The 20,624-nt window shown below is 65.6% G+C and carries 16 protein-coding genes; 15 read left to right on the top strand and 1 reads right to left on the bottom strand.

Translation table 11 applies throughout. The features are described from left to right. The first annotated feature begins 26 nt into the window (after nucleotides 1–26). The 6 genes from dnaX to AAF481_08275 all read left to right on the top strand — a co-directional run bounded on the left by dnaX (nucleotide 27) and on the right by AAF481_08275 (nucleotide 5,936). A complete protein-coding gene (gene dnaX / locus AAF481_08300; protein MEM7481163.1) occupies nucleotides 27–1,892 on the top strand; it encodes a DNA polymerase III subunit gamma/tau in 1,866 nt (621 codons plus the stop codon). After that, the gene (locus AAF481_08295) at nucleotides 1,889–2,185 is read left to right on the top strand and encodes a YbaB/EbfC family nucleoid-associated protein (protein ID MEM7481162.1); all 297 of its coding nucleotides are present in this window, start codon (nucleotides 1,889–1,891) and stop codon (nucleotides 2,183–2,185) included. The genes dnaX and AAF481_08295 overlap by 4 nt, the downstream gene beginning before the upstream one ends. Nucleotides 2,186–2,208: 23 nt before the next feature. Next, a complete protein-coding gene (gene recR, locus AAF481_08290; protein MEM7481161.1) occupies nucleotides 2,209–2,802 on the top strand; it encodes a recombination mediator RecR in 594 nt (197 codons plus the stop codon). A 188-nt stretch (nucleotides 2,803–2,990) separates the two neighbouring features. Beyond that, nucleotides 2,991–4,283 (top strand): aminotransferase class III-fold pyridoxal phosphate-dependent enzyme, encoded by a 1,293-nt coding sequence (locus AAF481_08285; protein MEM7481160.1) that lies wholly within the window; start codon nucleotides 2,991–2,993, stop codon nucleotides 4,281–4,283. A 9-nt stretch (nucleotides 4,284–4,292) separates the two neighbouring features. Continuing rightward, entirely contained in the window at nucleotides 4,293–4,892 is a 600-nt protein-coding gene (locus AAF481_08280; GenBank protein MEM7481159.1) for an ATP-binding protein, read from the top strand. Between the two features lie 66 nt (nucleotides 4,893–4,958). Continuing rightward, nucleotides 4,959–5,936: a cyclic nucleotide-binding domain-containing protein gene (locus AAF481_08275; protein MEM7481158.1), complete on the top strand. Its 978-nt coding sequence runs from the start codon at nucleotides 4,959–4,961 to the stop codon at nucleotides 5,934–5,936. Here the strand turns inward: AAF481_08275 and mutY are convergent. Next, a complete protein-coding gene (gene mutY / locus AAF481_08270; GenBank protein ID MEM7481157.1) occupies nucleotides 5,924–6,988 on the bottom strand; it encodes an A/G-specific adenine glycosylase in 1,065 nt (354 codons plus the stop codon). The two genes, AAF481_08275 and mutY, sit on opposite strands and share 13 nt — an antisense overlap. 714 nt (nucleotides 6,989–7,702) lie before the next feature. Between mutY and dnaA the strand changes: the two genes are divergently transcribed. From dnaA to AAF481_08225, 9 genes are all read left to right on the top strand, one after another. Further along, a complete protein-coding gene (gene dnaA, locus AAF481_08265; GenBank protein ID MEM7481156.1) occupies nucleotides 7,703–9,043 on the top strand; it encodes a chromosomal replication initiator protein DnaA in 1,341 nt (446 codons plus the stop codon). Nucleotides 9,044–9,402: 359 nt separating this feature from the next. Further along, nucleotides 9,403–10,512: a DNA polymerase III subunit beta gene (gene dnaN / locus AAF481_08260; GenBank protein ID MEM7481155.1), complete on the top strand. Its 1,110-nt coding sequence runs from the start codon at nucleotides 9,403–9,405 to the stop codon at nucleotides 10,510–10,512. A 19-nt stretch (nucleotides 10,513–10,531) separates the two neighbouring features. Then, on the top strand, nucleotides 10,532–11,647 hold the full coding sequence (recF, locus tag AAF481_08255; GenBank protein MEM7481154.1) for a DNA replication and repair protein RecF: 1,116 nt from the start codon (nucleotides 10,532–10,534) through the stop codon (nucleotides 11,645–11,647). A 117-nt stretch (nucleotides 11,648–11,764) separates the two neighbouring features. Continuing rightward, nucleotides 11,765–14,173 carry a DNA topoisomerase (ATP-hydrolyzing) subunit B gene (gene gyrB, locus AAF481_08250; GenBank protein MEM7481153.1) on the top strand — a complete coding sequence of 803 codons (2,409 nt, stop codon included), beginning with the start codon at nucleotides 11,765–11,767 and terminating at the stop codon, nucleotides 14,171–14,173. Nucleotides 14,174–14,284: 111 nt separating this feature from the next. Beyond that, nucleotides 14,285–16,828, top strand: a complete 2,544-nt coding sequence (gene gyrA / locus AAF481_08245) for a DNA gyrase subunit A (GenBank protein MEM7481152.1) — start codon at nucleotides 14,285–14,287, stop codon at nucleotides 16,826–16,828. A gap of 35 nt (nucleotides 16,829–16,863) precedes the next feature. Continuing rightward, nucleotides 16,864–17,493: a CPBP family intramembrane glutamic endopeptidase gene (locus AAF481_08240; protein ID MEM7481151.1), complete on the top strand. Its 630-nt coding sequence runs from the start codon at nucleotides 16,864–16,866 to the stop codon at nucleotides 17,491–17,493. A gap of 74 nt (nucleotides 17,494–17,567) precedes the next feature. Next, nucleotides 17,568–18,968 (top strand): dipeptidase, encoded by a 1,401-nt coding sequence (locus AAF481_08235; protein MEM7481150.1) that lies wholly within the window; start codon nucleotides 17,568–17,570, stop codon nucleotides 18,966–18,968. Next, the gene (locus tag AAF481_08230) at nucleotides 18,965–19,528 is read left to right on the top strand and encodes a class IV adenylate cyclase (protein ID MEM7481149.1); all 564 of its coding nucleotides are present in this window, start codon (nucleotides 18,965–18,967) and stop codon (nucleotides 19,526–19,528) included. Before AAF481_08235 ends, AAF481_08230 begins: the two co-directional genes overlap by 4 nt. Nucleotides 19,529–19,532: 4 nt before the next feature. After that, the gene (locus tag AAF481_08225) at nucleotides 19,533–20,576 is read left to right on the top strand and encodes an NDP-sugar synthase (protein ID MEM7481148.1); all 1,044 of its coding nucleotides are present in this window, start codon (nucleotides 19,533–19,535) and stop codon (nucleotides 20,574–20,576) included. Nucleotides 20,577–20,624 lie beyond the last annotated feature (48 nt).

The raw sequence follows: 20,624 nt of genomic DNA, 5'->3' as shown, positions 1-20,624 counted from the left end.
GAAAGGCAGGCTGAATCACCACGACCATGACCTACCAGGTCCTCGCTCGCAAATGGCGGCCGCAGCGCTTTTCGGAGCTGATCGGCCAGGGACCGATCGTCCAGGCGCTGCAGAACGCCCTGAAGGACGGCCGGATCGCCCAGGCCTACCTGTTCTCGGGCATTCGCGGCGTCGGCAAGACCACCGCCGCCCGGCTCCTCGCCAAGGCCCTCAACTGCGAGAAGGGACCGACCGGCGAGCCGTGCAACGAGTGCGTCACCTGCCAGGAGATCACTCAGGGCTCGGACCTCGACGTGGTGGAGGTGGACGCCGCGACCTACTCGAAGGTCGAGCAGGTGCGGGAACTCACCGAGAGCCTCAAGTACTCGCCGGCGCGGGACCGCTACAAGGTCGCGGTGCTGGACGAAATCCATCGCCTATCGCGGCAGGCCTTCGACGCACTGCTGAAGATCGTCGAGGAGCCGCCGGAGCATCTGGTGTTCATCTTCGCCACCACCGAGGTGGACGCGGTACCGGCGACGGTGCTGTCGCGCTGCCAGGAGTTCCGCTTCCGGCGGGTGCCGGTGGATGAACTGGCGGCGCATTTGGGCAACATCAGTAAAGCAGAGGAGATCACCGCCAGCCCCACCGCCCTGCGCCTCATTGCCCGCGCCGGCGAGGGCAGCGTGCGAGATTCCGTGGCCCTCCTCGATCAGCTCGCCACCTTCGGCTCCGGCACCATCGAGGACGCCGAGGCGGCGCGGCTTCTGGGGGGCCTGGATTCGGCGCTGCAAGAGGATTTGCTCAAAGCGATGCTCGCCGGCGACGCCGTCACCCTGCGCCGAATGGTTCATCGGCTGGAGGAGGACGGCTGGGACCCGCGCCACGCCTTCGTCCACTTCCTCGCCTTCTGCCGCGACGCCCTTCATCTGGCGATGCGCGGCGGCGCCGGCAGGGAGGATTCCGTTCCCGTGGACCGCACCGCCGACGAGGTCGAGCGCATCGGCGCCCTAGCGCGCGAGGCGGGCTACGAAAATCTCCTGCGCCTTCTCCATCACCTGTTGTCGAGCGAGCCGATCCTGCGGCGGAGCGAGGCGCCATTCCTCGCCCTGGAGGTGGCCTGGCTGCGGGCGGCGGAGCTGCCGAAGCTGGTGCTGCTGGAAGACCTCCTGGCCGGCCGCGCCCCCGGCCCCTCTCTCGCCGACGCGACAACCGTGGCCGGGAAGGCGGCGGTGTCGAAGAGGAAGCCGGTTCCGGCGAGTGGCCACGCGCCGAGCAGCTCTTCCATAGACCCTGCGCCGCAGCCCGAGCCACCCAAGCAGCCCGAGCCACCCAAGAGGAAGGCCAAAAAGCAAGAGGCCGCGGCCCCGGCCGACAACGAACCTTCGCCGGAAGAGCTCGCTGAGGCACTGGAAGGAGAGGCCCCGGTACGCCGGCCGCCACAATCCGAAAAGGCCGCGTCGACTTCGGCGACCGACAAGCCCGCAGCGACGACCGAACCACCGGCGGAGGCTTCACCTTCGATCGGCGTACCGGCGGCCGGTGTACCGGCCCTGATGGAGGCCGTCGGCACCCGCCGCCAGCCTTTGGCGGCCCATCTCCAGGAAGCACAGCGCATCGACATCGAGGACGGCGAGGTGGTGATCGTCACGCCGGCTGACGATCCGCTCCTCGCCCAGGCCTTGGAGCGCGCGACCAACCGCAAAGTGATGGACGAGGCGGTGACCGGCGTGTTCGGCCAGGGAACCACCTGGAGCGTCAAAGAGGGCGACCGGACGGCCCGCCAGAAGACCGAGCCGGAGGCGGAAACCGTAGAAGCGGAAGAGGCGTCGGATCCGGCGGTGCAGATTGTTTTGGATCTCTTTCAGGGTAAAGTCGAGGAGGTCGAGGATCTCCCTACGGAGGAATCATGAGCAGCATCCGGCAGTTGATGAAGCAAGCGCAGGAAATGCAGGAAAAACTCCAGCGGGAACTCGCCGAGACGGTGGTGGAGGCGAGCGTCGGAGGCGGCATGGTGACGGTGCGCATGGACGGTCACAAGCTCTTGGTTTCCGTCAAGATCGACCCCGAGGCGGTGGATCCGGAAGACGTTTCGATGCTCGAAGACCTGATCAAGGCCGCCGTCAACGAAGCCGCCCGCAAAGTCGATGAGACGATGCAAGGCAAGATGGGTTCGATGGCCGCCAGCCTGCCGGGTATCGTTTAGCCCGAATTCTTCTCCAGTCCTCCTTGTCCACCACGCCCGATCCCCTCGCCCGGCTGGTCGGCGAGCTGTCGCGGCTACCGTCGATCGGCTCGAAGACCGCCGGCCGTATCGCCCAGCATCTGTTGCGGGTGAAGGACGCTGAGGCCTGCGCCCTTGCCGAAGCGATCGTCGACGTCAAAGAAAAGCTCTTCCACTGCTCGACCTGCAACGCCATCACGGCGGAGGATCCCTGCCGCTACTGCCGGGACCCGACGCGGGATCGCACCCAGCTCTGCGTGGTCGAGGAACCTTTCAATATTGAGCCCATCGAGCGCACCGGCGAGTTCGCCGGCCTTTACCACGTGCTGCTCGGCGCCTTGCGCCCCCACCGCGGCATCGGCCCGGACCAGATCGACGTCGCCGGCCTGCTCGGCCGCCTCGACGAGGTGGAAGAGGTGATCCTCGCCACCAACCCGAATGTCGAGGGTGAGGCGACGGCGCTGTACCTCGCCCGCTTGCTCAAGGACCGCGGCATCGAGGTCACGCGTCTTGCCTTCGGTATGCCGGTGGGCGGCGACATCGAATACACCGACCAAGTGACGCTGGCTCGCTCCCTCGCCGGGCGGCGGGCTCTCTAAAGGGGCACCGACCTACGTGCTCAGCACCGTAGTTCGCGCGCCGTCGTTTTCAGGGGGGCTGTTCCAGCCCCGCTCGCCCACAAGAAGCGTCGTTGTTGTGGGCTCACCCCCGAGAGGAGCCCCTTGGGCCCGGCTCGCCCTACGGGCTCCCATCGCGAGATCTGCCTCTGGCTGCCGCAACCAACAGAATGCATGAAGTAGGCAATCTTCCTCCCGAGATCACGCTAGAGCCGCCGGGACCTCGGTCCCGCGAGCTGAGCCGCGACCTCGGGCGCTTCGAGGCGCCGGGGATCAATACCCTGGCGGGCGGGGAGGCGTCGCTGCTGTGGCACGAGGCGGTGGGGTCGAACGTCGTCGATGTGGACGGCAACCGTTTCGTCGACTTGACTTCCGGCTTCGGGGTCGCCGCCGTCGGCCATCGCCATCCGCGGGTGGTGGAGGCGATCCGGCGGCAGAGCGCGGTTCTCCTTCACGGCCTGGGCGACGTTCACGCCCATCCGCGGCGACCGGCCTTGGCTCGCCGGCTGGCGGAGATCGCGCCGGTGGCGGGCGAATCGCCGGTGGTTCACTTTGCCATCTCCGGCGCCGACGCGGTGGAGATCGCCTTGAAGACGGTGCTCCTGGACGATCCGCGGCGGCCGGGTGTTGTGGCCTTCGAGCCGGCCTACCACGGTCTTACCCTGGGCGCCCTGGCGGCGACCTCCCGGCCGGACTTTCGGGAGCCTTTCGCCCCGTGGCTCAACCCGCACGTCTCCACCCTGCCCTTCGCCGCCCCGACCGAGCAGTTGGCCGAGCATCTGGACCTTCACCCGGAGATCGGTGCCGTTCTCTTTGAGCCCATCGCCGGCCGCGAAGGGATCCTGGTGCCGCCGGACGGCTGGCTTGGCGAGTTGGTCGAGGTGGCCCGCGCTCGGCGGGTCAAGGTGATCGCCGACGAGATCTTCACCGGCTGCGGCCGTACCGGCCGTTGGTTCGCGGTAGAGCACGACAACGCCCGGCCGGACTTGATCGCCTGCGGCAAGGCCTTGGGCGGCGGACTGCCGATCGGCGCGGTGGTCGGCGGGCGTGAGCTGATGGCCGCCTGGCGCACGACCGGCGAGGCCCGGCACACGGCCACCTCCGTCGGCCACCCGTTGGCCTGCGCCGCCGCATGGGAAGTGATCGAGGTAGTCGAAAGCGAGAATCTCTTGGCCGGCGCGGCGGAGGTCGGGAGCAGGATCGCGGCGCGGCGCGAGCGCTGGCGACGCTGCGGAGTCGAGGAACTGCGCGGCCGCGGCGCGATCTGGGGGGCTGAAGTTGCGACCCCGAACCTCGCCAAGGCCTGGGCCGGCGAAGCGATGCAGCGCGGTGTGCTCCTCCTCGCCGGCGGAGCGAGCGGCCGGGTGGTGCAGCTCGCGCCGCCTCTGGTGATCGCGCCGGCTCTCCTGGAGACGGCTCTCGATCTCGCCGAAGAGGCCCTCACGGCAGCCTCCCACCGGTAGACTCCTGCCATGGCTTCAGACGCATCGCCCAACCCCTCGGCCGACGGCAAGGAACGCTACAAGGTCGCCTTCATCGGCAGCCACGGCGTGGGCAAGACCACCCTGTGCTATGGCCTCGCGGCGCGCTTGAAAGCGCGCGATCTCGCCTTGGAAGTGGTGCACGAGGTCGCCCGGCGCTGCCCAATGCCGATCAACGAGGAGACCTCTCTCGCCTCCGAGGGCTGGATCCTGCACACCCAGATCGCCGAGGAGATCGCCGCCGAGTACCGCTATCCGGTGGTGATCTGCGACCGCAGCGTGCTGGACAACTACGTCTATCTGGATCTCGCCGCCGGCCGCCGCGGCGGCCTCGACGCGCTGGTCGCTTCCTGGATGCCGACCTACGACCTGCTGGTCCACGTGCCGATCATCGAGGATCCGAGCCCGGACGGCATCCGCTCGTCGGACCCCGGCTTTCAGCGGGCGATCGACGACCGCCTCGACGCCCTGCTGGCGGAGGCCGGCCTCGACTGCCTGCGCCTCGATCCAGCGAGCCGGGAGCACTGGTTGGAGGTGGTGGAGGAGGCGGTCGTCGAGGCCCTTCGCCCACCCCAGATGCGCCTCTTGTAGAATCCTTAGCGTCGATGCAGGAAGGTCAATGTAGCCGCCGTCGGCTGTTTCTTTTGTGGAGTCCTCTTGAGTATCGACGAACTGCTTCAACGATGGGATCTCTTTTCCCACTTTTCCGAGGCCCAGCGCAATCGGCTGGCCCCGTGCATCTCGCGCAGTGAGTTCGCCGCCGACACCCCGATCGTGCGCGAAGGGGAGTCGAGCGCCGAGGCTTTCCTGATCGAGACCGGGCGGGTTCGGATCGAGCGCCAAACGCCCCTTGGAGCGTTTACCTTCGCGCGCCTCGGCGAAGGCTGTCTGTTCGGGGAATCGGCCTTCGTTGACGAGAAGCCGCGGTCGAGCGACGCGATCACCGAAACGGAATCGGCGATCCTGATCTTGAATCCGTCCTCTCTCAACTGGCTGTTCGAACGTGACCAGCGCTTCAGCGTCGCCCTCTACTGGACCTTCTGGAAGAGCCTGTCGGCCAAGCTGCGCGACACCAACGAGATTCTCGGCCAGTTCTTTCCGGGCGGTGAGCCGGGCCCCAGCACACCCAAGACTCCGCGGCACGACGATGGCGCCGGGTTCCGAATGGATCTCGACGACAAGCGCAAGGTGTTCGAAGAGCAAAAACTCTCGAGCCTCGAAATCAACTTCCTGGCGCCGCTGTCGCGCGAAATCAAGCTATCGCCCGGCGAGGTGATCTTCCGTGAGGGCGATCCGGGAGACGTCGCCTACGTGGTGCTCGACGGGCGGGTGATGATCAGCAAGTACATCCCCGGTGCCGGCGAGGAAGCCCTGGCCTTCCTCGAGCGCGGCGATTACTTCGGGGAGATGGCGCTGATCGACAAGCTGCCGCGCTCCGCCGACGCTAGCGCCCACGGCGGCGAGGCGGTGATCCTGGCCATTCCGGCAGACGTGCTGGAGGGCATTCTCGACATCCAGAAGGTGTCGTCCCTCCGCCTGCTGCGCATCCTGTGCAACATGGTGGCTCAGCGGCTGCGGGAACTCAACGACAAAATCTCCGGTTGGTACGTGCTGTCCGGCGGTCAGGAGCAGTAGGCCGCCAGAGCTTTGACGACAAGGGACGACGAGGCGACGGAGTCCCGACCTACGGCGTCGAACCAGCCGGCCTCGACGGTCGATTTCGCCACTTCCCCGGCGTCCTCCATGGATCCCGGCAGCACCTCGACGGTGAGTGAGCGATGGGTGATGCCGTGCTGGATCGTCGCCCGCCGGGCGGCGAGGGACCAGCTTCCGCCGTAGCGCTTCGCCAGAGCCTCGGCGGCCGCCGTCCGATCGAGCGGCGAGGAAGGCGACAAGGCCGAGATTTCAAACCAGGGAAGCTCCCAGGTACCGGCCAGCAGAGTGCGGTCGTCCGGCCGCCGAAAGAGCAGCACGCGATCGTCCTGCTCGACCACCGCCACGCCGAGACGAACCCGCTCGACTTGGCGCCGCTTGCGAGGCGGCGGAATCTCTTCCTGTAGGCCGAGCAGCCGGGCTTGACAATCTTCCCGGCAAGGGCAGAGCAAGCACTTCGGGTTGCGCGGCGTACACACCATCGCCCCCACCTCCATCAGCGCCTGGTTGCTGTCGCCGGGGCGATCCCGGTGCACCAGCTCCGCCGCCGCCGCCCGCAGAGTGCGTTGACCGGCGGCGGTCTTGGGATTGTCTCGGTATGCCATCCAGCGGGCCATCACCCGCTCGACATTGCCGTCGAGCACCGGGGCGACCACCCCGAAGGCGATGCTGGAGACCGCCGCCGCCGTGTAGGGACCGATTCCCGGCAGTTCGAGCCACCCTTCGAGGGTGGTGGGAAATGCCCCGGCTTCGGCGATCTGCTGCGCCGCGGCATGGAGCTGCCGGGCGCGCCGGTAGTAACCCAGGCCGGACCAGCGGGCGAGGACGTCGTCTATCTCCGCCGCGGCGAGGTCCTCCACCGTCGGAAAACTCTCCAGAAAGCGTTCGAAATAGGGGATCACCGTATCGACCCGCGTCTGCTGGAGCATGATCTCCGACAGCCACACCCGGTACGGGTGTTGATCCTCCCGCCAGGGTAGATCGCGCCGGTGGACGTCGTACCAGGTGAGGAGAGCGTCCGTCGGAGGGTTCATGGCAGCGAGTCTACCCTTGGCGGGAGGCGTCAAATGAGACCCTCGAGGGCGTCACCTTGGCGCACTGCGGCACACGCGTTCACCGAGCGGTGACGCGCCTGCGGTACTGACTATGACCGACGGTTGCTGCGGCCTGCTAAACGAGGTAACGCGAAACGGCGGAAGGTTGAGATGGAGGAGGTTCCGCTCGTAAGGTTGGATTTGTGGATTATCCCTGTTTTGGTTTTTAGGGGTTGTGGGTTAGATCGTTGGGAATTGGGAGATCCTTAGAATCTCGTTCGTTGGTTGGATGAATGGGGTAGGTGGAACCTCCGTCGTTCATCACCATCTCTATAGAATCTTTTCAGCTGCAACGGCGATGCCAACTTCTCGTTCGGTCCCTCATTCCCGAAAAAACGGGATTTTTCGGCGCTGGAACGAGGTCCCCTGAACGCTCGATTTGGGGAGTTTTTACATTCCATGGAGTTCTTACCCGGCATCTTCCACCAGCCTCGAGTCCGCCGTTGACGAGATTTGTCAGGCTCCTGCCAGCGGGGTCACTTCTTGACCTTCTGGAGGCTTCGAGAACCTCCGAAGAAACCCCTCCGAGAGGCTTGCCAAGGTCTCCCTCTGTGCTATGATCCGCGTCACGTCTTCGGGAAGCCAACTTCCAAGTTGCCCCCTCTCATTTGAGCCTGATTTCTTTCCACAGGTTGTGGAAAAGCTGCGGATTTTATGAGTCCATCGGTGTGGTCGCGCCTGCGAAGGCAACTCGAACAGCAACTCGACCCGGATGAGTTTTCCACCTGGTTCGGCCCTCTGAAGGTCCAGTCCGAGAACTCCGAGACGCTGGTCTTGGAAGTGCCGAACGCGCGCTTCCTACACACCCTCGAGGAGAGCTATCGGCCGACCGTCGATCACGCCATCGCCGGCCTCGATGGGGCGCCGATGAAGGTGCTTTTCTCCATCGAAGAACGGGGTGCAATCGTCGATGCAGGGAAAGACGACAAGCCCTTGCCGGGCGAGCAGGAAAACGGCACCGCATCGACCAGCCGGCGCCAGGGGCAATTCGACCTGCGCTACATTTTCGACAGCTTCGTCGTCGGCAACTCGAACCAGTTTGCCCACGCCGCGGCGCGGGCGGTGGCGGAGAGTCCGTCGCATTCCTACAACCCGCTGTTCCTCTATGGCGGGGTGGGCCTCGGTAAGACCCACCTGCTGCACGCGATCGGGCACGAGATTCAAGCCCAGCGGCCGCAACTCAAGGTGATGTACCTGGCGGCGGAGCAGTTCGTCAACGAGCTGATCAACTCCATCCGCTTCGATCGCATGCCGGCCTTTCGGGAGCGCTACCGCACCATCGATGTGCTGCTGATCGACGACATCCAGTTCCTGGCCAACAAGGAGCGGACGCAGGAGGAGTTTTTCCACACCTTCAACACCCTCTACACCAGCCAGAAACAGATCATCCTGTCGTCGGATTCGTCACCGCGACAGATTCCCACCCTGGAGGAACGGCTGCGCAGCCGCTTCGAGTGGGGGCTCATCGCCGACATCCAGCCGCCGGACCTGGAGACCAAGATCGCCATCCTGCGGCGCAAAGCCGAGGCCGAGAGGATCGAGCTGCCGGACGAGGTGGCCGATTTCATCGCCCACCAGGTGCGGAGCAACGTGCGCGAACTCGAAGGGCTGCTAAACCGGGTGATCGCCTTTTCGATGCTCACCGCCAAGCCGCTCTCCCTGGCCCTTGCCCGGGAAACCCTGCGGGACATCCTGCCGGAAGACCGCCAGCGCACCGGCGGGGCGGACATCGTCAAGCTGGTGGCCCGGCACTACGGCCTCAAGGTCGGCGAAATCAAGAGCAAGAGTAACGCCCGGCAGATCGCCTTCCCGCGGCAGGTCGCCATGTACCTCTGCAAACGCCTGACGGAGATGTCCTTTCCGGAAATCGGCAAGTTGTTCGGCAACAAGCACCACTCGACGGTGATGTACTCGGTCGAAAAGATCGACAAGCTCCGCGCCTCCGATGCGGACCTCGACCGCACCCTGGAAAGTCTCGAAGAAAAACTCCGCTAGTAGCGACTCTGCGGCCACGACCGAGCTCGACAAGAGCGAGGCGGCGGCTTGGCCGCCTAGCCCCCTGGAAATCAAAAAACGGCAGGACACTGAAATCATGGGCGAAGCCTCTATCAGAGTCCTGCCATTTCCCTTCGGATATTTTTTCGGAAGGTCTGCGGACGGATTGTGGAAAGCCGAGGATCGCCGATTTCTCCACTGTCCGTCCACAACTCGTCCACAGTCAAAATCCGCTGTTCTGTGGATCGCCAAAGGCCTTGAGGGACAGCTCCTCAATGGGTTTTCCGAACCTTCCGCAAGGCCTTTTACTATCGACGACTATCCTGTATATTCAACCCCTTTAGTGGAGAGTAGAGCCTATGGAAATTCGTCTGAACCGCCAGGATTTCGTCAACGAGCTGGTGCCGATGCTCGGCGTCGTGGAGCGCAAGACCACCATCCCGGTGCTGTCCCATGTCTTGCTGACGGCGCGTCAAGACAAGCTGCATCTGGCGGCGACAGACCTCGACGTCTCGCTGACCTCTTCCTGCGCGGCGGATGTCAAAGAAGAAGGCTCGCTGCCGGTGCCGGCCAAGAAGTTCATCGAGATCGTCCGCTCAATGGACGGCGAAGAGGTGCTCCTGCGCCAGGAAGAGCCGGGCTGGCTGTCGATCCAGGGGGGCCGCTCGCGCTTCAAGATCCACGCTCTCCAGGTGGACGATTTCCCGACCCTGCCGGAGGTCGGCGAAGGCGCGCGCTTCGAGGTTCCGTTCAAAACCTTCAAGGGGATGATCGGCAAGGTGCTCTTCGCCATTTCCGCCGAAGAGTCGCGCTTTCAGCTCAACGGCGCGCTGCTCAAGGTGAAGGAAGGTTTCGTCGAGATGGTGGCCACCGACGGCCGGCGCCTCGCCCTGGTCGAGGAAGCGATCGAGACGGCCTCCGGCGAGGATTCGGTGCTGGTGCCGCGCAAGGCCCTCCACGAGCTGCAGCGCTTCGAGGGAGGTGACACTCTGGCCCTGCAGCGCGGCGAGCACCATGTGGTGTTCCGCCTCGGCCGGCGGGAACTGATCTGCCGCATTCTCGAGGGCACCTTCCCGGACTACGAGCGGGTGATCGCCAAGGACAACGACAAGCACGTCGAGTTCCCGGTGGCGGACCTGGCCGCGGCGGTGCAGCGTGTCGCCATCGTCACCGGCGACCGGGCGCGCACGGTGCAGCTCAGCTTCGACACCGACGAGTTGATCGTGCAGACCCAGAACCCGGATTTGGGCGACGCCCTGGAAGTGCTGCCCTGCGACTACAAGGATGCGGCCTTCCGCATCGGCATCAATCCGGACTACCTGCGGGATTTCCTTTCCGCCGTCGGTTCCGAGCGGGTACGCCTGGAGTTGAAGGACGAAAACACCCAGTGTGTCGGCTTCCCAGTGGCGGAGACGGAAGGGGCCGAAGACGGCCGCTATCTCTGCGTCATCATGCCGATGCGCCTGTAGTTCCGCCCGCATCTCCCCCTTGCTGTCGTCCCTCCACGCCCTACAGTTTCGCAATCTCGAACCCGTTTCCTGGCAACCTGGTGCGGGCTGCCATCTGCTCTTCGGCGGTAACGGCGCCGGCAAGACCAGCGTGCTGGAGGCGATCTATCTACTCGCCACCACCAAGAGCTTCCGCACCCAGCGCCTGGCAGACTGCATCCAGCGCGGCGCCGCGTCCTTCGAGCTCACCGCCGAAGTCGATTCCGAGGTGCCCGGTGCCGTACGGCGCGATCTCGCCGTGTCGCTGACCGCTTCTGGCGACAAGCAGCGACGGCTCGACGGCAAGGCCGGGGCACCGCTGTCGGACCATCTGGCGGCCCTGCCGGTGGTCTCCTGGACCGCCGCCGATGCGGATCTGTTCACCGGTCCGCCGGAGGCGCGGAGGCGGTTTCTCGATCGCGGGGTGATCGGCCGGCAGCCCGGCTCGGTGGAGGTGCTCGTCGGCTATCGCCGAGCCCTCTCCCACAAGCGCCGGTTGCTCAGCGATGGCGATACCCGTTCGCCGCTCCGACCGTGGAACGAGATCCTCGCCGTCACCGGCGCTGAGATCATCCATCGTCGCCGGAAGCTGGTCGAGCGTCTGGCGGCGGCGCTGGCCGAGCGGATTGCCGCCTCGGGGCTCGATCTGCCGTCGGTAAAGCTCACCTATCGCCCGTCGCCGAAGGAAGGCTCTGACGGTCCGTTGACTTCCGAAGGCCTCCTCGACCGTCTGACCCGCCTGGAGCGGACGGAACGGGAGCGCGGACAGCCGGTGCTGGGACCGCACCGCGACGATCTGGTGCTTTCCTGGGACGGCCATCCGCTGCGCGGCAGCGTTTCTGCCGGCGAGCGCAAGACGTTGGGTCTGATGATGACCGCCGCCCAGGGGCGGGTGATGGGCACCTCGCCGCTCTACCTGCTCGACGATCTCGACGCCGAACTCGCCCCCCCGACGCTGGCCGCCGTGTGGTCTTCCTTCATCGATTCCGTCGATGCTTCGGGGCAGGTTCTTGCCTCCTCCAATCGCCCCGAGGTCTGGGCCTCTCTCAACCTCTCCTCGACGGTCCGCGTGCACCGCGGCAGGCTCGCCCCTGAGGCCCTTCCAAACCTTCCGTAAGGTACTGATCGCAAAACCCTTTAGGACCACTGAATGTGGTATTATCGGGGGGCGGTTACGAACGTTCCGACCGCGATCTCGCGCCCTATCCGTCAGAAGATTCTTGGAGAGCCCGGTTTGGCTGAATCAAAGGCGACGTATACAGCAGATAACATCAAAGTCCTCAAGGGTTTAGAGGCGGTTCGGAAGCGCCCCGGAATGTACATCGGGGACACCGACGATCTCTCCGGCTTACACCACATGGTGTTCGAGCTGGTCGACAACGCCGTCGACGAGGCTTTGGCGGGCTACAGCACGCGGGTGGACGTGACCATCCACGGCGACAATTCGGTCACCGTCGAGGACGATGGCCGCGGTATTCCGGTGGATATGCACAAGTCCGAGGGGCGCTCCGCGGCCGAGGTCATCATGACCGAACTGCACTCCGGCGGAAAGTTCGACAAGAACTCCTACAAGGTATCCGGCGGCCTGCACGGGGTGGGCGTGTCGGTGGTCAACGCCCTGTCGGAAACCCTTGACCTGGAGATCCGGCGCGACGGCAAAGTGTGGTCCCAGCAGTACTCCCAGGGCGTGCCGAAGCAGCCGATCGAGGAGGTAGGCTCGACGGAGCGCACCGGCACCAAGGTGCGCTTCTGGCCCGACGCCACCATCTTCGCCCAGCTCAGTTTCCAGTACGACACCCTCTCCCAACGGCTGCGCGAGCAAGCGTTCCTCAATCGGGGAGTGCGCATCCGGCTGGAGGACGAGCGCAGCGGCCGGGAAGCGGAGTTTTATTACGAGGGCGGTATCCAGAGCTTCGTCGAGCATCTGAGCCGCAACAAGACCACCATCCACCCGGAGCCGATCTACCTGATCGACACGCGCGACGACGGCGGCGGCGAGGAGACCGTCGAGGTCGCCCTGCAGTGGAACGACGGCTACTCGGAACTGATCCACTGCTTTACCAACACCATCAACAATCGCGACGGCGGCACCCATCTCTCCGGATTCAAGGCGGCGCTGACCCGCACCCTGAACGTTTACGCGCAGGCGAGCGGTCTGTCGAAGAATCTGAAGGAGAACCTGACCGGCGACGATGTACGCGAGGGCATGGTGGCGATCGTCTCGGTGAAGATCAAGGATCCCAAGTTCTCCAGCCAGACCAAGGACAAGCTGGTGTCGTCGGACATCCGCGGCTGGGTTGAGCAGGTGGTCAACGATCGCCTGGGGACCTACCTCGAAGAGAACCCCAAGCACGCCCGGCGCATCGTCGAAAAAGGCGTCGAGGCGGCGCGCGGCCGCGAGGCGGCGCGCAAGGCGCGCGAGCTGACCCGCCGCAAGGGCGCCCTCGATTCCTCCAACCTGCCCGGCAAGCTGGCCGACTGCAGCGAGAAAAATCCGGAACTTTCAGAGCTGTTCCTGGTCGAGGGCGATTCCGCCGGCGGTTCCGCCAAGCAGGGCCGGGACCGGCAATTTCAGGCGGTGTTGCCCCTAAAGGGCAAGATCCTCAACGTCGAGAAAGCGCGCTTCGACAAAATGTTGTCGTCGGACGAGATCAAGACGATGATCATCGCCTTGGGCACCGGCATCGGCAAAGAGGACTTCGATGTCGCCAAGCTGCGCTACCACAAGCTGATCATCATGTGCGACGCCGACGTCGACGGCAGCCACATCCGCACCCTGATCCTGACCTTCTTCTTCCGCCAGATGCGGGAGTTGATCGACCGTGGTCACCTGTACATCGCCCAGCCGCCGCTCTACAAGGTGTCGCGCGGCAAGAGGGAGGTGTACCTGAAGGACGATGTGGAGTACCGCGCCTACCTGCTCGAACGCATTCAGGATAGCTGGGAGCTTTCCCTCGGCGAGGGAGAGCTGTACCAGGGCGTGCGGCTGACCCACCTGGTGCAAAAGCTGGAGCGCTTCCGCGAGCACATGGATCGGCTGGCGGCCCGCGGCTATCCCGCCGAGGCGCTGCGCCTGGCCCTGGCCGAGGAACTGTTCGATCGCGAGTCGTTCGACGATGCGGCGCGCCTGGAGCGCTTTGCGACGGCTCTCGCAGAAGCCGGATTCCTGCGGGTGGAGGTCGGCCTGGACGCCGAGCGCGGTACCGGCCAGGTGGATTTCGTCCACCGGCGAGACGGGGTGGAACGGCCGGTGCGCTTCGGCTGGGACCTATTGACCAGCGCCGAGTACCGCGCCCTGGCCGGCAGCGCCGAAGGGCTGTTGACCCTGGCGGCGAAGGAAATCCAGGTCATCCACAGTGAACAGGTCGAGACCTTCTCCACCGTCGACGAAGCCCTGGACCACCTGTACAACGGTGCCCGCAAGGGACTGTCCATCCAGCGCTACAAGGGGCTCGGCGAGATGAACCCCTCGCAGCTCTGGGAGACCACTATGGACCCGGAACGGCGGCGCCTGCTGCAGGTGCGCATCGAGGATGCCTACGAGGCGGAACAGATCTTCACCACCCTGATGGGCGATTTGGTCGAGCCGCGGCGGCAGTTCATTCAGGACAACGCCCTGGAAGTCAAAAATCTCGACGTCTGATCGTCACTGCCACGGTGTGGCCGTCCGGGCAGCCGGATGGCTCTGCCGTGCACACATTGAGCCTTCTGAAAGCTTTTCTGAAACCACTGCCGATTCGGAACTCCTAGAACCATGAGCGACCAGGATCCCACCCAACCCTTCGAAAAGCCGATCCCCGTCGACATCGAAGAGGAGATGAAGCGCTCCTATCTCGATTACGCCATGAGCGTAATCATCGGGCGCGCCCTGCCGGATGTCCGCGACGGATTGAAACCGGTGCACCGCCGGGTGCTCTACGGCATGTGGGAGAGCGGCAACACCTCCACCAAGCCCTACAAGAAGTCCGCCCGCATTGTCGGCGACGTGATGGGTAAGTACCACCCGCACGGCGACTCGGCGATCTACGACACGGTGGTGCGCCTGGCCCAGGAGTTCTCCATGCGCTACACCCTGGTCGATGGCCAGGGCAACTTCGGCTCCATCGACGGCGACAACCCGGCGGCCATGCGCTACACGGAGGTGCGCCTCACCAAGCTCGCCGAGGAAATGATCCGCGACGACATCGACAAGGAAACGGTCGATTGGGTGGAGAACTACGACGGTTCCGAAACGGAGCCGGAGGTGCTGCCGGCGCGGGCGCCGAATCTGTTGCTCAACGGCAGCGCCGGCATCGCCGTCGGCATGGCGACGAACATTCCACCGCACAATCTGCGGGAGGTGGTGAAGGCCCTCATCCTGCTGATCGACAACCCCGATGTGACCCTCGAAGAGGTGATGGAAGTGCTCCCCGGGCCGGACTTCCCGACGGCCGGCTTCATCCACGGCTTCGACGGCATCCTGTCTGCCTACTCGACCGGCCGGGGCATCGTGCAGGTGCGCGCTCGGGCGGAGATCGAGACCGACGAGCGGACCGACAGACAGACCATCATCATCACCGAGATCCCGTACCAGGTGAACAAGGCCAAACTGATCGAGCGCATCGCCGAACTGGTGCGCGACAAGAAGATCACCGGTCTGTCGGATCTGCGGGACGAGTCGGACCGCCACGGCATCCGCATCGTCTTGGACGTCAAGCGCGACGACGTCGCCGAGGTCATCTTGAACTCGCTCTACAAGATGACCCAGATGCAGACCACCTTCGGCATCATCCTGCTGGCGATCGTCGAGAATCAGCCGCGGGTGATGACCCTGCTCGAGATCCTGCGCCACTTCTTGAATCACCGCAAGACGGTGGTGATTCGGCGCACCCGCTACGAGCTGCGCAAAGCCGAAGAGCGCGCCCACATCCTCGAAGGCATCTTGAGGGCCCTCGACCACCTGGACGAGGTGATCGCCACCATCCGGGCGAGCCACACGCCGGCAGAGGCGCGGGAGCGGTTGGGCACCGGCTTCGGCCTGTCGGAGGTGCAGGCGCAGGCGATCCTCGACATGCGCCTCCAGAAGCTCACCGGCCTGGAGCGCGAGAAGGTGGTGGAGGAATACCGCGAGCTGATGGCCTTGATCGAGCGGCTGCGGGCAATCCTCGGCTCCGACGAGCTGGTGCTGGCGGAGATCCGCAAGGAACTCGGCGAACTCGAAGAGACCTACGGCGACGGGCGCCGAACGGAGATCATTCCCCACACCCTGGACATCACCGTCGAGGATCTGATTCCCGACGACGACATGGTGATCACCGTCACCCACACCGGCTACATCAAGCGCTCGCCGCTGGCCCTCTACCGGGCGCAACATCGCGGCGGCAAGGGGCGCACCGGCATGGTGACCAAAGACGGCGACTTCGTCGAGCACCTCTACATCGCCTCGGCCCACAGCTACGTGCTGGTCTTCACCGAGAGCGGTCGGGTGTACTGGATGAAGGTGCACCAGATTCCCGAGCTGTCGCCGGCTTCCAAGGGCAAGGCGATCATCAATCTGTTGGATCTCGATCCCAGCGAAAAGGTGGCGACGACCGTCTCCGTGCGGGAGTTCCCGGAGGATCGCTACCTGCTCTTTGCCACCGAGCAGGGGGTGGTCAAGAAGACCGAGCTGACGGCCTTCTCCCGGCCGCTGTCGCGCGGCATCATCGCCGTCGGCGTGGCCGAGGGGGACCGCCTCCTCGGTGTGCGGGTGCTCGATGCCGGCCAGGAGGTGTTGCTGGCGACGGCGCAGGGGCAGTCCATCCGCTTCCCGGAGGGCAACGTGCGCGCCATGGGTCGCACCGCCCGCGGCGTGCGCGGTATCCGTCTGGCGAAGGGCGACCAGGTGGTGGCGGTACAGGCGCTCAACGACGAGGGTGATCTCTTGACCGTTTCGGAACTCGGCTACGGCAAGCGCACCGCCCTGGCGGACTACCGGGTGCAGGGCCGCGGCGGCAAGGGCATCATCAACCTCAAGGTCAGCGACAAGACCGGGCCGGTGATCGCCGTCTCCCAGGTGGATCCCGAGGACGGCCTGATCCTGATCACTCAGAACGGCAAGATCATGCGCACCGGCATCGATACGGTGCGGGTGATCGGACGTTCCACTCAGGGCGTGCGGGTGATGAATCTCGACCAAGAGGATCGGGTCGTCGCCGCCGCCAAGCTGACCGCCGGGGACGACGAGGATCTGGAGGGGGAGGATCTGGAGGGGGAGGATCTGGAAGGGGAGGACTTGGAAGGCCAAGGGAACGACTCCGACGACGAGCCGGTCAACTGACGCAGCCATTCTGAATTCATCGAAGAATCCGCGCCGTGTCGCCTGAACCGCCACCGGGCGAAGAACCGCTGGAGACGGCTCCCGCGGGCCGGATTTACCGCATGGCCTGGTGGTTTTACCTGGTCCTATCGCTCGCCGGCATCGTATGGATCGGCCTACGGGACGGCACCGTCTCGCTGCGACTCTTCTTCGCTCCGGGGGGATTCCTCGCGCCGCAAGGCTGGTGGTTCGATCTTTTCCTCGGCCTGGCCTGCGGCGCCTCCCTGCTGGCCGCCTGGGCCGCGGCCAGCCGCTGGCTGCCGCTGGCGCGCCGCCTCGAAGGGCAGATGGGAACGCTCCTCGGCCGTCTAGAACCGGCGGAGGTCGTCGGCCTGGCGGTGGTTTCTAGCCTGGGTGAGGAGCTGTTCTTCCGCGGCGCCCTGCAGGGCTCCATCGGCTGGCTGTGGGCGACGGTGCTCTTCGCCCTCATCCACCACGGCCCGGGTCCCGCTTTTCGCCTGTGGACCCTCTTTGCGGCCATCGCCGGCGGCCTCTTCGGGGGTCTTTTTCTGTGGCGCGGTAACCTCCTGGCCCCGGTCGTCGCCCACTTCCTCGTGAACGCCGTCAACCTGCACCGAATCGCCCGCCGAGGACCCTCCACGAGGGGCGCCGGAGAGGCGCCGTGACCCTTTGCATCTCTGCTACACTCCCGGTCCCTGTTCTAACCAAGGAACTCTGGAACCACGAGGAAGCGGTGCCCATGGCGAGTGAAATCAAGGACGTTCTCGATCACGTCGAAAGCCAGCAAGAGCGCTATCTGGAGGAGCTGAAAGACTATCTCCGCATTCCCTCCATCTCCACCGACTCGCAGTACGACCCGGAGGTGCGGCGCTGCGCTGAGTTCGTGCGGGGCAAGATGCACAACGCCGGCTTGACGGCGGAATTGATCGAGACGGCAGGGCACCCGCTGGTCTATGCCGAGTGGAATGGCGCTCCGGGCAAGCCCACGGTGCTGTTCTACGGCCACTACGACGTGCAGCCGGCGGACCCCATCGAGGAGTGGAGGAACGACCCCTTCGAGCCCACCCTGGAAGGCGATCAACTGGTAGCGCGTGGCGCGACGGACGACAAGGGCCAGTCCTACTGCCATCTGAAAGCCGTCGAAGCGATGCTCGAAAAGCGCGGCGAGCTGCCGGTCAACGTCAAGTTTCTGATCGAGGGGGAAGAAGAGTCCGGCGGCGAGGCGATCGACGCCTTTGTCAAGGCCGACGCCGGCGAGCGTCTGGCGTGCGACTGCGTGGTGGTGTCCGACTCCTCCATGTACGCCCCGGGCCAACCTTCGATCATCTACGGCCTCAAGGGCCTGACCTACATGGAGTTGAAGGTCACCGGCCCGAACCGCGACCTGCACTCCGGCACCTTCGGCGGCGCGGTGGCCAACCCCTTGAACGTTTTGGGCACTCTGGTCGCCGCGCTGCGCGATTCGGTGAGCGGCAAGATCCTGATCCCCGGTTTCTACGACGACGTGCGTCCCCTCGAACAGTGGGAGCGGGACGAGTCGGCGGCGCTGCCCTTCTCGGAAGAGGCCTACCGCACGGAGCTGGGGGTGCCGGAGACCTTCGGCGAAGAGGGGTACAGCACCCGCGAGCGAGCCTGGGGCCGGCCGACCTGCGACGTCAACGGTATCTTCGGCGGTTACCAGGGCAAGGGCGCCAAGACGGTGCTTCCGGCCTGGGGCGGCGCCAAGATCTCCATGCGTTTGGTGCCCGATCAGGACCCGGCAAAGATCGCTCGCCAGTTCGAGGCCTTCTTGCGGGACATCCTGCCCGCCGGCGTCACCTTGGAGGTGACCTACGTCCACGGCGCCGATCCGGTGCTGATCCACGCCGAAGGGCCGATCGTCGAAGCGGCGATGGATGCCCTCGAGGAGAGCTGGGGCAAGCGCCCGGTACGAGTGCGCGAGGGTGGTTCGATCCCGATCGTCTCCACTTTCTCGCAGGTTCTCGAGGTGCCGGTGCTGTTGATGGGCTTCGGTCTGGAGGACGACCGCCTGCACTCGCCGAACGAGAAGTTCAATTTGCCGAACTTCTACGGCGGCATCCGCTCCACCGTGCACCTGCTGGACCACCTCGGACGAATGTCGGAGTCGGATACTCCATGAGCGAATCGGAAGGCTCCGTCGAGCGCGAGCTGAAGTTTCGCGACGTCTCTCTGGATGAGCTGCGGGACCGCCTGCAAGAGCTGGAAGCGGAACGCATCGGCCCGGGAATTCTCGAGGACAACGTGATCTTCGATCGCGACGGTCATCTCAAGGACGCGAGCTGCGTGCTGCGCCTGCGCAAGGACGGCAAGGGCGCTCACCTGACCTTCAAGGGTCCGGCCACCTTCGAGGGCCGGACCAAGATCCGCGACGAGCACGAAACCACGATCGGCGATCCGAAGGCGGCCCGCCGGCTGTTCGAAAGCCTCGGCTATCAAGCGGTCAAGCGCTACCAGAAAGTGCGTGAGACCTGGCAGCTCGGCGGCGTGACCATCGCCCTCGACCACACCCCCATCGGCGACTTCGCGGAGTTCGAGGGCGATGGCGCAGAGACCGTGGCGAAGCGCTGCGATCTCGATCCGGAAACCGCCGAGCGGCGCTCCTACCTGCGCCTCTACGCGGACCACCTGAAAGCTCACCCCGACGCTCCTCCGGACATGGTGTTCGAAGACCGCGGGTAGCCCCTTGACCCGTCTGCGAGCCTTGGTGCTCACCGCCGGCCGGGGTGCGCGCCTGCGACCCCTGACGGACACCATCCCCAAACCCCTCCTGCCGATCGCCGGCGAGCCGATCGCCGCCCACACCCTGTCGTGCCTCGCCCGGGTGGGCTGCGAGGCGACGGCGATGAACCTCCATCACCTCGGCGATCAGGTGCGGCAGCGCTTCGGCAGCTCCTGCGAGGGCATGGCCCTCGAGTACTCCGAGGAAACGGAACTCCTGGGTACCCTGGGAGCTCTCTACCCGCTGCGCGATTTTCTCGCCGAGGCGGAAGCGGTGGTGGTGATCAACGGCGACAGCTACTGCCCCTGGCCGCTCAAATGGATGATCCGAAAACACTTGGCGAGCGGCGCTGCGGCGACGCTGCTCCTAGCCACCGGGCCGAACGCGGACCGCTACGGCGGCGGCGTGGCGATCGATCGCCAGGGCCGCATCCTCGGTTTCCGCGGCGCCGGGGCGGAGCGCGGCGAGGTCGCCCGGCGGCACGTCTTCGCCGGTGCGCAGATCCTCTCGCCGCGAGTTTTGCGGCACGTCCCGGAAGGCCCCGGCGATACGGTGGGCGACCTCTACATGCCGATGGTCGAGCGCGGCTCGTTCCTCCTCGGCCTGCCGACTCGCCGCCGGTGGCACGACCTGGGTACCCCCCGGAGGTACCTGAACGGCGTGCTGGATTTCGCCCGGGGGCGCTGGCCGGGACGGCTTTTGCGGCGCTCGTGGGTGTCCCCGCGGGCCGCCGCCGAGCGCGGCTCCCGGCTGCGGGGAGTATGCCTGGAAGCGGACTCCGCTGCCGAACGAGGCGCGGTGCTGGAACGGGTGCTATTGCTGCCCGGTGCCAAGGTGCCTTCCGGCAGCCACCTGCGCGACACCATTGTCGGTCCCCAGGCGGTGCTGCCGGCCAACAGCCGGCTGGAGGGCCGGCTGGTCACCCTCGCCCGGGAGGGTGTTCCGCCGGCCGCTGGCGACTCCCGGGTCGGCGATCTGCTCTACACGCCGTTCGATCCGGCGTCCTAGGCCGGTCCCGCGGGCGGCCGGAAAGCGCGCCGCCGCTGCCGGCCGAAG

This window comes from Acidobacteriota bacterium (assembly GCA_039030395.1).
Classification (GTDB): domain Bacteria; phylum Acidobacteriota; class Thermoanaerobaculia; order Multivoradales; family JBCCEF01; genus JBCCEF01.
Note: the sequence above shows the minus strand (reverse complement) of the source record. Positions and strands in the feature narration are given on the sequence as shown.